Origin of the sequence: Sphingomonas sp. Ag1 (assembly GCF_000980895.1) — a bacterium.
GTDB classification, from domain to species: domain Bacteria; phylum Pseudomonadota; class Alphaproteobacteria; order Sphingomonadales; family Sphingomonadaceae; genus Sphingomonas; species Sphingomonas panaciterrae.
On sequence record NZ_LAZX01000059.1, the window covers coordinates 1 to 11,503 of the forward strand.

The 11,503-nt window shown below is 67.8% G+C and carries 12 protein-coding genes and 1 pseudogene; 9 read left to right on the top strand and 4 right to left on the bottom strand.

Going from position 1 to position 11,503, the window contains the following annotated elements:
- Positions 1-88: 88 nt before the first annotated feature.
- Positions 89-355: a DUF1294 domain-containing protein gene (locus XM50_RS00960; protein WP_046406637.1), complete on the bottom strand. Its 267-nt coding sequence runs from the start codon at positions 353-355 to the stop codon at positions 89-91.
- 103 nt (positions 356-458) lie between these two features.
- Between XM50_RS00960 and obgE the strand changes: the two genes are divergently transcribed.
- The 4 genes from obgE to ychF all read left to right on the top strand — a co-directional run bounded on the left by obgE (position 459) and on the right by ychF (position 3,556).
- Positions 459-1,508 (top strand): GTPase ObgE, encoded by a 1,050-nt coding sequence (gene obgE, locus XM50_RS00965; RefSeq protein WP_046406648.1) that lies wholly within the window; start codon positions 459-461, stop codon positions 1,506-1,508.
- Complete coding sequence (locus XM50_RS00970; protein WP_046406639.1) at positions 1,493-1,753, top strand: hypothetical protein; 261 nt, start codon at positions 1,493-1,495, stop codon at positions 1,751-1,753. The genes obgE and XM50_RS00970 overlap by 16 nt, the downstream gene beginning before the upstream one ends.
- Before the next feature lie 44 nt (positions 1,754-1,797).
- Positions 1,798-2,382: a TIGR02466 family protein gene (locus XM50_RS00975; RefSeq protein WP_046406641.1), complete on the top strand. Its 585-nt coding sequence runs from the start codon at positions 1,798-1,800 to the stop codon at positions 2,380-2,382.
- A 73-nt stretch (positions 2,383-2,455) separates the two neighbouring features.
- Positions 2,456-3,556 carry a redox-regulated ATPase YchF gene (ychF, locus tag XM50_RS00980; protein WP_046406642.1) on the top strand — a complete coding sequence of 367 codons (1,101 nt, stop codon included), beginning with the start codon at positions 2,456-2,458 and terminating at the stop codon, positions 3,554-3,556.
- A 90-nt stretch (positions 3,557-3,646) separates the two neighbouring features.
- On the opposite strand, the gene dnaA is transcribed toward ychF, so the two are convergent.
- Positions 3,647-5,047 (bottom strand): chromosomal replication initiator protein DnaA, encoded by a 1,401-nt coding sequence (gene dnaA, locus XM50_RS00985; protein WP_443024624.1) that lies wholly within the window; start codon positions 5,045-5,047, stop codon positions 3,647-3,649.
- Positions 5,048-5,481: 434 nt separating this feature from the next.
- Positions 5,482-6,438, bottom strand: coding sequence for an MDR/zinc-dependent alcohol dehydrogenase-like family protein (locus tag XM50_RS00990; protein WP_197075265.1), 957 nt, complete (start codon positions 6,436-6,438; stop codon positions 5,482-5,484).
- An 87-nt stretch (positions 6,439-6,525) separates the two neighbouring features.
- Here XM50_RS00990 and XM50_RS00995 point away from each other — a divergent pair, with 87 nt between their 5' ends.
- Positions 6,526-7,053, top strand: a complete 528-nt coding sequence (locus XM50_RS00995; RefSeq protein ID WP_046406653.1) for a DUF1003 domain-containing protein — start codon at positions 6,526-6,528, stop codon at positions 7,051-7,053.
- A 6-nt stretch (positions 7,054-7,059) separates the two neighbouring features.
- Here XM50_RS00995 and XM50_RS01000 read toward each other — a convergent pair whose 3' ends face one another.
- Positions 7,060-7,653 carry a histidine phosphatase family protein gene (locus tag XM50_RS01000; RefSeq protein ID WP_046406643.1) on the bottom strand — a complete coding sequence of 198 codons (594 nt, stop codon included), beginning with the start codon at positions 7,651-7,653 and terminating at the stop codon, positions 7,060-7,062.
- Between the two features lie 203 nt (positions 7,654-7,856).
- Between XM50_RS01000 and XM50_RS01005 the strand changes: the two genes are divergently transcribed.
- The 4 genes and pseudogenes from XM50_RS01005 to XM50_RS01020 all read left to right on the top strand — a co-directional run.
- Positions 7,857-8,972 (top strand): NAD-dependent epimerase/dehydratase family protein, encoded by a 1,116-nt coding sequence (locus XM50_RS01005; protein WP_046406644.1) that lies wholly within the window; start codon positions 7,857-7,859, stop codon positions 8,970-8,972.
- Complete coding sequence (locus tag XM50_RS01010; RefSeq protein WP_046406645.1) at positions 8,969-10,054, top strand: SDR family NAD(P)-dependent oxidoreductase; 1,086 nt, start codon at positions 8,969-8,971, stop codon at positions 10,052-10,054. The genes XM50_RS01005 and XM50_RS01010 overlap by 4 nt, the downstream gene beginning before the upstream one ends.
- The gene (locus XM50_RS01015) at positions 10,051-11,187 is read left to right on the top strand and encodes a glycosyltransferase family 4 protein (protein ID WP_231621812.1); all 1,137 of its coding nucleotides are present in this window, start codon (positions 10,051-10,053) and stop codon (positions 11,185-11,187) included. The genes XM50_RS01010 and XM50_RS01015 overlap by 4 nt, the downstream gene beginning before the upstream one ends.
- Positions 11,184-11,503, top strand: a pseudogene (locus XM50_RS01020) (glycosyltransferase); the annotation flags it as partial. The gene XM50_RS01015 and the pseudogene XM50_RS01020, both read left to right, overlap by 4 nt.

Consider the following 11,503-nt stretch of genomic DNA (forward strand, 5'->3'; position numbering starts at 1 on the left):
CGCGCGATACCGCGCGCAAGCTGGCGCGCGGCATGTTGCTGGCGGACCGGGGTCGATAAGCCGGAAGCCCGGGGAATCGGGTTCGGGGCTACAGGATCAGCAGCCCGATTCCCGCGCCCGCCTGAATCGCGACGATCAGCAGCAGCCGGGTCGAAAACGGCTCCTTGCGCGTCTTGTGGCGAAACAGGTGGCGCGCGGCGAGCGCGCCCGGCGACCCGCCGATCAACGCCAGCTGCAGCAGGCTCGCCTCCGATATCCGCCGCTCGCCCGCAATGGCGCGGCGCTTGTCCGACCAGAATGCGGCAAAGGTCGCGGCGTTAATCAGCAGCGCGGCGAACAGCAGAGTCGTGACCATCTGCCCTCCCTGCCCCATCGTCGGTTAAGCAATCACCCGGTGATGCCGCGGCCGACAGTGGTCCTTGTCGCTTTGCGCCGGCGAATTCGCTAAGCGGCTCGCCATGCATTTCCTCGATCAAGCAAAGATCTTCGTCCGCTCGGGCGCCGGTGGCCCCGGCGCGGTCAGCTTTCGCCGTGAAAAGTTCATCGAATATGGCGGCCCTGACGGGGGCAATGGCGGCAAGGGCGGCGACATCGTGTTCGAAGCCGTCGCCGGCCTCAATACGCTGATCGACTTTCGCTACACCCAGCATTTCCGGGCCGAGCGCGGCCATGGTGGCTCGGGGTCGAATCGCACCGGCGCGGGCGGCGAGGATCTGGTCATCAAGGTGCCGGTCGGCACGCAGGTGCTGGCGGACGATGAGGAGCGCACCCTGCTCCTCGACCTGACCGAGGTCGGCCAGCGTGAGGTGTTCCTGCGCGGGGGCGATGGCGGGCGCGGCAACGCCAGCTACAAGACCTCGACCAATCGCGCGCCGCGCCAGCATGGCACCGGCTGGCCCAATGAAGAGGCCTGGGTGTGGCTGCGGCTGAAGCTGCTCGCCGACGCGGGGCTCGTCGGCCTGCCCAATGCCGGCAAGTCGACCTTCATCAATGCGGTGACCAATGCACAGGCCAAGGTCGGCGCCTATGCCTTCACCACCACCCGCCCGCAGCTGGGCGTGGTGCGGCACAAGGGTCAGGAATTCGTCATCGCCGATATTCCCGGCCTCATCGCCGGGGCGGCGGAAGGCGCCGGCATCGGCGACCGCTTCCTCGGCCATATCGAGCGGTGCCGCGTGCTGCTGCACCTGATCGACGCCAATGATGTCGACGTGGGCGAAAGCTACCGCATCGTGCGCGAAGAGCTGGAGGCCTATGGCGCCGGGCTCGACGAGAAGCCGGTGGTGATCGCGCTGAACAAGATCGACACGCTCGACGAGGAACTGATCGCGGCGCTGTCGGCCGAGCTGGAGGAAGCGAGCGGGGCCGAGGTGATCCCGCTGTCGGGCGCCAGCGGCACCGGCGTCGACTGGGTGCTGGACAAGTTGCTCGAGAAGATCGGCCCCGATCACGCCCGCGTGTCCGAGGATGACGAGGGCGAGGAACCGGTGGAGTGGTCTCCGGTCTGATCCCAGGCCGCCGCGCCCGCCGGTTCGCCCCGGCGATCGCGGCCTTGGCGGTGGCGGCGCTCGCCCCGGTGGCGCCGCGGATCGCTCTGCTCGGCGCAGTACTTCTGTCGATCTGGTGGGTCGCCCGCCGCGACAACCACGTCGGCACCTGGGGGGTCCTCTACGTCCTGTTGCTGATGATCGTGGCGGTGCTGACCCTACTCGTCACCGCGCTCACGCTGCTTCACCGCCTGCACGGCGGCTGATCGCGCGCCTTGGCAATCCTGCGACGCGGGCTTACCTCGCCGCGATGCCCGTCCGCTCCCTGTTCCCGACCCTCTTCTACGAAGAGACGATCGACGATACCGCGCTGCTCGAGGAGCTGGAGGCATCGGTCCGCGCCTTTGCCATGGACGATACCGCCGGCAAGCGCTGGTCGAAGGAGCATGGCTATCGCGGCTATACCTCCTACGCCTCGCTCGACGACCTGCCGCAGCGCGACCCTGCCTTCGCCGATCTGAAGCGTCACCTCGATCGTCACGTCGCGCGCTTCGCGGCCGAGTGCGGCTTCCAGCTTGGCGGGCGCAAGCTGAAGCTCGACAGCCTGTGGGTGAACCTGCTGAAGCCCGGCGGCGCGCATTCGGGGCACATCCACCCGCACAGCGTCGTCTCCGGCACCTTCTACGTCAGCGTGCCGCCCGGCGCCGGGGTGCTCCGGCTGGAGGACCCCCGCTTGGGCCTGATGATGGCAGCGCCGCCGCGTGAGGGCAGTTTCGTCCATGCCGAGCCGCGCCCCGGCACGATTTTCGTGTGGGAAAGCTGGCTCAGGCATGAAGTGATGCCCAGCAGCGCCAAGCAGGATCGCATCAGCGTCAGCTTCAACTATCGCTGGTAGGCCTGCGGTGAGGGTGGCTTCCGCCGCGCCGCCGCATTAAGGCCGCCGCAACACCTAATCTCAAGGATCTATCATGGGTTTCCGCTGCGGCATCGTGGGCCTGCCCAACGTGGGCAAGTCCACCCTCTTCAACGCGCTGACCGAGACGGCCGCGGCGCAGGCGGCCAATTACCCGTTCTGCACGATCGAGCCGAACGTCGGCAATGTCGGCGTCCCCGACCCGCGCCTCCAGAAGCTGGCCGAGATCGCCAAGTCCGCCAAGGTGATCGAGACTCAGCTCGCGTTCGTCGACATCGCCGGCCTGGTGCGTGGCGCGTCCAAGGGTGAGGGGCTGGGCAACCAGTTCCTCGGCAACATCCGCGAGGTCGACGCAATCGTCCATGTCCTGCGCTGCTTCGAGGATGGCGACGTCACCCACGTCGAGGGGAAGGTCGATCCGATCGCCGACGCCGAGACGGTCGAGACCGAGCTGATGCTGTCGGACCTCGAAAGTCTCGAAAAACGCGTGCCCAACCTTATCAAGAAGGGCCAGCAGGGCGACAAGGAGGCCAAGATCGGCGCCAGCGTGCTGGGCCAGGCGCTCGAGCTGCTGCGCGACGGCAAGCCTGCCCGCCTCACCCAGCCCAAGGATGCGGAAGAAGAGCGAGTCTTCTCGCAGGCGCAGCTGATCACCGCCAAGCCGGTGCTCTACGTCTGCAACGTCGATGAGGCGCATGCCGCCGACGGCAACGAGCTGTCCGCGCGCGTCTTTGCCAAGGCCGCGGCCGAGGGCGCCGAGGCGGTCGTCGTCTCCGCCGCGATCGAGGCGGAGATCGCCACCATGCCGGTCGAGGACCGCGGCGAGTTCCTGTCCGAGCTAGGGCTGGAGGAAACCGGCCTCGCCCGCGTGATCCGCGCCGGGTACAAGCTGCTCCACCTCCTCACCTTCTTCACCGTCGGCCCGAAGGAGGCGCGCGCCTGGACGATCCCGGCGGGGTCGAAGGCGCCCCAGGCCGCCGGCGCGATCCACAGCGATTTCGAACGCGGCTTCATCCGCGCCGAAACGATCGCCTTTGACGATTATGTCGCCTGTGGCGGCGAGGCCGGCGCGCGCGAGGCGGGCAAGCTGCGACAAGAGGGCAAGGAATATGTCGTCCAGGACGGCGACGTGATGCTCTTCCGCTTTAACGTCTGACGCCCACCCGAACAAGAAACCGCCGGCAGCCCTGAGGCTCCCGGCGGTTTTTCATGCCTGCGTGGTGCGACGCTGCGCCGGGTGGAAGGCTCAGGCCTCCAGGTCGCGCATCAGCGCGCGCACCGCGCCGTCGACGTCGGCATCGGTGTCGCGCAATTCCTCGATCCGCCGCACCGCGTGGATCACGGTGGAATGGTCGCGGCCACCGAACTTGCGGCCGATCTCGGGCAGCGAGCGCGTGGTGAGCCGCTTCGCGAGGTACATGGCGATCTGTCGCGGCCGCGCCACGGCACGCGCGCGGCGGGCCGAGATGAGGTCCAGCGGCTTCAGGTCGAAATGCTGCGACACGCGCTTCTGGATTTCGTCGATCGTCACGCGGCGCATGCTGCCGCGCAGCACGTCCCCCAGCGTCGCGATCGCAAAGTCGAGGTCCAGCGTCTCGCCGGTCAGCTGCGCATAAGCGATGACCCGGTTCAGCGCGCCTTCCAGCTCGCGGATGTTGTTGGTGATGCGACCCGCCAGCATGTCGAGCACTTCGGCCGGCACGCGCACATCGGCCATGTCGGCAACCTTGCGGTCAAGCAGGGTGCGACGCAGTTCCAGAGACGGCGGCTTGATGTCGGCGACCAGGCCCATCGCCATGCGGCCGATGATCCGCTGCTCGATTCCGTCGAGCGCCTGCGGCGAGCGATCGGCCGAAATGACGAGCCGCTTGCCGGCGCCCATGATCTCGTTGACGGTGTGGAAGAATTCCTCCTGCGTCGCGTCCTTGCCAGCAATGAACTGCAGGTCGTCAATCAGCAGCAGGTCGGCGGAGCGCAGCCGCATCTTGAACGCAAAGGTGTCGCGGGCGCGCAATGCGGCGACGAAGTCGAACATGAAGCGTTCGGCCGACATCGCGATCACCCGCGCGCCGGGGACCGCCGCCATGAAGGCGTGGCCGATGGCATGCATCAGGTGGGTCTTGCCCTGCCCCGTGCCGGCATGGAGGAACAACGGGCTGAAGCGGACCGCGCCGGGCTTTGCCAGCTGCTTGGCGGCGTTGAACGCCACCTTGTTCGATGCGTCCACGACAAAGCGGTCAAAGGTGTAGCGCGGCTCCAGCGCGGGGCGCTCGACATCGCTCGCCGGCGCGGCGGGCGCAGCCACCACAACGGGCGCTGCGACGGGCACGGCGGTCAGCGACACCACGGCGGCGCCGGCGCGCGCAGGCGCCGTCTCGATCTCGACCGAGCGGATGTCGGGCAGGATCGCGCGAAACTCGCGGAACAGCCGCTCCGCATAATGGCTACGCACCCAGTTGGTGGCAAAGGCCGACGGCAGGGTCAGCCGCACGCGATCGGGATCGCCCGCCTCGTCGAGCTGCATCGGCTTCAGCCACTGGTCGAACAGGCGGACGCCGGCGGACTCGCGCAGGTTGGCGCGCACCCGCGCCCATGCCCTTGCCAGGTCACTGCCTTCGTCAGTTGTTCGATGTTGTGACAACGGCACGCGCACCCTTCCTCGGGCCGCGACACGGGTCGCAGCCACAGATCGACAAAGCAAAAATGTCCCCCGATGTGGCCCCCGCCACGGTCGGCTACGACGATGGTCAAATGAGCGCCGCAGGCAGACAGCCGCGGCGACTGACAATGGTTTAGGAACAGCCGCGTGAGTCGATCAAGTCCGGCTCGTGCCGCATTTTTGAAATATACCTCCTTGACTCGATCCGGCCCGCGCAAATCCGTCGAAAAACGCACAAGTTGCTGTTTTTGCGATGAAAAACCGAAACGACGCAAAATCCGCGACGCGCGAATCGCGAGATTTCCTAGCCTTTCGAAACGGACCCGTTTCGTTCCAGCAGCGGGGTCGCCGCGTACAAAATGGGTCCGCCGACGAAGGCCCGATCCTTGCTTGTGGCCGGGCGGTCATCCAGGCCTACGTAGTCACCCCAGGGTCACCAGCGCCTTCACGAATCCGCCCGGCTTGTCGCGAGTCGCGGCCAGCGCCTCATCGAGCTGATCGAGCGTGTACCGCCCGGTGTAGAGCGGCGTCGGATCAAGGCGCCCGCTTGCCACCAGATCGATCGCCTCGCGCAATCCGCGCAGCTGGACCGCCGGGTCACGCTCATGCGCGTTGACGACGTCGATCCCCTTCCAGTTCCAGTTCTGGACGTTCACTTGCCGCGGTCCGTCCTGGTGATAGCCGGCGATCACCAGCCGCCCGCCGAATCCGACGAGCTCGCCCGCCAGGTCGAGCGGCCATTGCTTGCCCACCGCCTCGATGACGCGCGGGCAGAAGGTGCCGCCGGTCAGTTGCCCGATCTGGCCGATGATCTTGTAGTGATCGATCATCGGCACGGTCACCTCGGCGCCGAAGCGGCGCGCAAGCTCCAGCGATTCGTCGCGGCGCGAGATCGCGATCACCCGCGCCCCTGCTTCGCTCGCCAGCCGGGTCAGGACCGCACCAAGGAACCCGATGCCGATGATCGCCACCCACTGCCCGGCCTCGATCTGCGACCGGCGGAAGATGTTGACCGCGCAGGCGATCGGCTCGCCGGGGAAAGGCTGCCCGTCGAGCGCCGACGGCAGTGGCACCACCTTCTCGACCGGCGCCACGTCATAAGCGGCAAAGGCGCGTTCGGAGAGCATCGCGACCCGCGTGCCGATCGCGATGTCGGCGCCGCTGCCCACCGCATCGACGACGCCCCACGCCTCATGGCCAAGGCCACCCGGCGCGCCCGGCCAGCTCGACCATTCCTGCCCCTCCCACGGCTCGACATTGGACGCGCACACGCCGCACCCCTCGATCCGCACGCGCACCTCGCCCGCGCCCGGCTGCGGCACGGGCACCTGCTCGACGCTGATCTTGCCGGGCGCCTGAAGCACCGCTGCCTGCATCATTTCCGTCACGATCCATTCCGCCTTTCGTTCGACCCTACGTGATCGATGTTGGTGTTCTTCGCCCGCCGACACGCCATGATCAGCGCCATGACCACACCCCCCGCGAACACGCCAGCCGACGCGCACATGACCCGCACGCTGCGCGAGAATATCGAGCGGCTGAACGCGCGGACCGAGCAACAGGCGAGGAACGCGCCGCTGGGCGACCGGCTGGCCGACGCGATCACGCGCTTTGCCGGGTCGATGCGCTTTGTCGTGCTCCACGCCATCTTCTTTGGCAGCTGGATCGTCTGGAACCTCGGCTGGATCCCTGGCCTTGCGCCGTTCGACCCGACCTTTGTCGTGCTGGCGATGGAGGCATCGGTCGAAGCGATCTTCCTGTCCACCTTCGTGCTCATCTCGCAGAACCGGATGGCGGCGGTGGCCGATCGGCGCCGTGACCTCGACCTCCACGTCTCCTTGCTCGCGGAACATGAACTGACCCGGCTGGCCGGCATGGTGGAGCGGATCGCGGTCAAGGTGGGCGCGGAAAGCGATCCCGAGATCGAGGAGATCAAGCGCGACATCTCGCCCGAGCAGGTGCTCGACTTCCTCGACAAGAAGGACAGCGACTAACGCCCGTCATCCGGCGTGGACGTTGAGCGCAAGCAGATGCCCGCCCCAGTCGCCCACCACCAGGCTGGTGATCGACCCCGGATCGACATCGAACGCCAGCACCCGGTCAAGCGATAGTCCCAGATAATTCGCGACGACACCGCGGATGATGTCGGCATGCGAGACGCAGACGATCGCCCCCGGCCAGTCGGCCTGCGCCAATCCTTCGAGGTGCGTCACCGCGCGCGCCACGGCATCGGCCATCCGCTCGCCGCCCGGTGTCTGCCCCACGGCGCGCTGTTCATTCCAGCGCGCCCACTGCGGATCATCGGCCAGATCGGCAATCGCCCGCCCTGTCCAGTCGCCGAAATCGAGCTCGTCCAGGGCATCCGCGACGAACGGCTGTCGCAGGCCGAAATGCTCCGCGATGACCGCCGCCGTCTCCATCGTGCGCCGCTGCGGGCTGGTCTCCACCCGCACCACGTCGGTCAGCCGCCGCGCCGCCCAGGCGGCCTGCTCCCGACCGACCGGCGCAAGGCCGAGCGGACTGCCACGCCCGGTGAGCACGCGCCCTGCTTCGACATGGGCGCCGTGCCGCACCAGATGGATCGTCGCTGCCACCGCCCCAATTTCAACCTTTGTTGAAGATGCGACCTGAACGGGCCGCACCGGCCCCTGTTCCGCGCAAACCGATTAACCTGCGTCAACAAGTAGTTGAGGAAGCGAAATTAACGGGAACCAAGGATAGATGAAGATGTTCAAGCTCCGGTGGGACCGCTCCTAAGCGGGCGAAAACTCAAAACAAAAATACAAAGCGGGGATCAATGAGCGAACATGTTCTCATCACGGGCGGCGCCGGGTTCATCGGTCGCTTCGTCACCGAAGAATTGCTTCGCCGCGGTCACCGTGTTCGTATCCTCGACAATCTGCTGCCGCAAGTCCACGGCGATGGCGGCCGCCCCGCAAACCTGTCGCCCGAAGCGGAACTGATCGTCGCGGATGTGCGCGATGGCGATGCGATGGCGAAGGCGCTCGACGGGATCGACAGTGTCGTCCACCTCGCGGCCGAAGTCGGCGTTGGCCAGTCGATGTACGAGGTGGAACGCTACACCTCGGTCAATGACGTCGGCACGGCTGTGCTCTTCGAGCGGCTGATCGACAATCCCGTCCGCCGCGTCGTCACCGCCTCCTCGATGAGCATCTATGGCGAGGGGCTGTATCGCGACGCGGACGGCCATCTGGTGGAGGATGCCGCGCGCGGCATGATCCGCGATGGCCAGCGGCAATGGGATCCGACCGACGCGCAAGGCCGCCCGCTCACCCCCGTCGCGACACCCGAGACGAAGCGCCCCGCGCTCTCCTCGATCTACGCGCTCAACAAATATGTGCAGGAGCGCACGACGCACATCATGGGCGCGCCCTACGGCATCGAAAGCGTCTGCCTGCGACTGTTCAACGTCTATGGCCCCGGCCAGGCGCTCTCCAACCCCTATACGGGCGTCCTCGCGATCTTCGCCTCGCGCCTGCTCAACAAGCAGCGCCCGATGGTGTTCGAGGATGGCGAGCAGCGCCGCGACTTCGTCCATGTCGGCGATGTGGCGCGCGCCTTTGCCGAGGCGCTGTTCCTGCCAGAGGCGGTCGGCGGCACGTTCAACGTCGGATCGGGCAAGGACCGCTCTGTCACCGAAGTGGCCGAGGCGCTGGGCCGCGCCATGGGTCAGAATGACGCATCGCCGGAAATCGTCGGCAAGGCACGCGTCGGCGACATCCGCCACTGTTTCTGCGACACGTCGCTGGCGGAGCAGCAGCTCGGCTTCCGCGCCACCGCCGACTTCGAGACCGAGCTCGCCGTGCTGGCCGACTGGGTGGCGCAGCAGACCGCTGAGGACCGCGTCAGCCATGCGCGTGCCGAGCTCGAGAAGCGCGGGCTGGTCGCATGACCGCGGCTTCCCAGGGAGCGGACGGGCGCCCGATCCTGGTGACCGGCGGCGCGGGCTTCATCGGCAGCAATATCGCGCACCGGCTGGCCGGCGAAGGCCACCGCGTCATCGTCTATGACGCGCTCGTGCGCGAGGGCGTGAAGCGCAACCTCGAATGGCTGACGGCGAACCATGGCGAGCGGATCGACGTGCGGATCGCCGACATCCGCGACGAGGCGGCGATGACCGAGGCGGTGCAGGCGTCGCAGACGGTGTTCCACATGGCGGCGCAGGTCGCGGTGACCACCAGCCTCACCGATCCGCGCGCCGATTTCGCGATCAACATCGCGGGCACGTTGAACGTGCTGGAGGCCGCGCGCCTCGCGCCGCAGCCGCCGGCGGTGATCTTCGCCTCGACCAACAAGGTCTATGGCGATCTGGCCGACCTTGCCTTTGACGAAACCGCCAACGGCTACCAGCCGGTCGATCCGCTGGTGAACGCTTACGGCATTGGCGAGACGCGCCCGCTCGATTTCCACACGCCCTATGGCTGCTCCAAGGGCGCGGCGGACCAATATGTCCTCGATTACGCGCGCAGCTACGGCATCCCCGCCGCCGTCCTGCGGATGAGCTGCATCTACGGCGAACGCCAGATGGGCACCGAGGATCAGGGATGGGTCGCGCACTTCCTGATCCGCGCGCTCGAGGGGCGCACGATCGACATCTATGGCGACGGCCATCAGGTTCGCGACATCCTGGAGGTGGGCGACGCAGTCGACGCCTATGTCGCGCTCTGGCAGCAGATCGACCGCCACACCGGCCAAGTCTTCAACCTGGGCGGCGGGCCCGACAATGCCGTCAGCCTGCGCAACGTGCTGGCGGAGATCGAGGCGGTTGTCGGCTACCCGGTCGACCTGCGCTTTGGTGATTGGCGCGCGGGCGACCAGCGTTATTTCGTCGCCGATCGCCGCGCGGTCGATGCCGCACTCGGCCTTGCGCGGCCTGCCGACTGGCGCACCGGCCTGCGCCGCCTTGCCAGCTGGCTCTCGGCCGAGCGCGGTCTTGCGCTGGGAAGCTCCCCTTCGCTCAAGGTGGCGGTGTGACTCACCGTCCGCGCCGTATCCTGATGACGGTCGATGCGGTGGGCGGCGTCTGGCGCTACGCCGTCGATCTCGCCGGCGCACTGGGCGACACTGGCATTGAGACGGTGCTTGCCGTGCTTGGCCCCGCGCCCTCGGAAACGCAGCGGGCGGAGGTCGCGGCGCTCCGCCGGGTCACCCTCGTGGAAACGGGGGAACCACTCGACTGGCTGACCGATGATGCCGTTGCCGTCCGCCACGCCGCGGCGACGATCGCGGCGCTGGCGATCCGCCACCGCGTCGATCTGCTCCATGTGAACCAGCCAGCCCTGATCCCCGGCCTCACCGGTGACCTTCCGGTCGTGGCGGTGGCGCATGGCTGCGTCTCGACCTGGTGGGAAGCCGCCCGCCCCGGCACGCCGCTCGACCCCGCCTTCGCCTGGCATCGCGCGCTCGTTGCCGACGGGCTGCGCCGCGCCGATTGCGTGGTCGCGCCGAGCGAGAGCTACGCCCACACGATCGCGCGCCATTACGGCCTCACCGCCGCGCCGATCGCCGTCCACAACGGCCGCACGCCGCCGTTGGTCGCGCCGGTCGCCACGCGGCATATCGCCTTCACCGCCGGCCGCCTGTGGGACGAGGTGAAGCGCACGCCGCTGCTTGATGCCGCCGCCGGCCGGCTCGCTGTCCCACTCTATGCCGCCGGTCCCACCCGCGCGCCGCATGGTGCCTCGGTCCCGGTCGAACATCTCCACCTGCTCGGCGAACTGACGCCGGACGGCATCGGCGCAATGCTGGCGGCACAGCCCGTCTTCGTCTCCGCCGCTTCGTTCGAACCGTTCGGGCTGGCGGTGCTGGAGGCGGCGCAGGCCGGCTGCCCGCTGATCCTGTCGGACATCGACACCTTCCGCGAGCTGTGGGACGGCGCGGCGCACTTCGTCGCCGGCGATGATCCCGCCGCCTGGGCCGATGCCATTGCCGAGGTAATGGGCGACGATGCCGAGCGCGCCCGCCTTGCCGATGCCGCGCTCGCCCGCGGCGCGCATTTCACCGTCGGCGCGACCGCAAAGGCGATGCGCGCCCTCTACACTGACGCACGAAGAGCCGCGGCCACCGGCGAGAACCCGGCCGGCACCAGCGAAAGGGTCGCCGCATGAAGATCATCTATTTCACCCACAGCCTGGCGTCCTGCTGGAACCACGGCAACGCCCATTTCCTGCGCGGGGTGCTGAGCGAGCTGGTCGCGCGCGGGCATGACGTGGTCGCCTATGAGCCAGAGGGCGCGTGGAGCCTCGCCAACCTCCTGGCCGACCATGGCGAGGCGGGGCTTGCGGCGTGGCGCGAACGCTATCCCGAGCTGAGCACGACCACCTACGATCCCGCGACCCCGGCCGACCAGCTTACCGACGGCGCCGATCTCGTCATCGTGCATGAGTGGAACGACCATGGCCTCGTCGCCGCGCTGGGCGATCA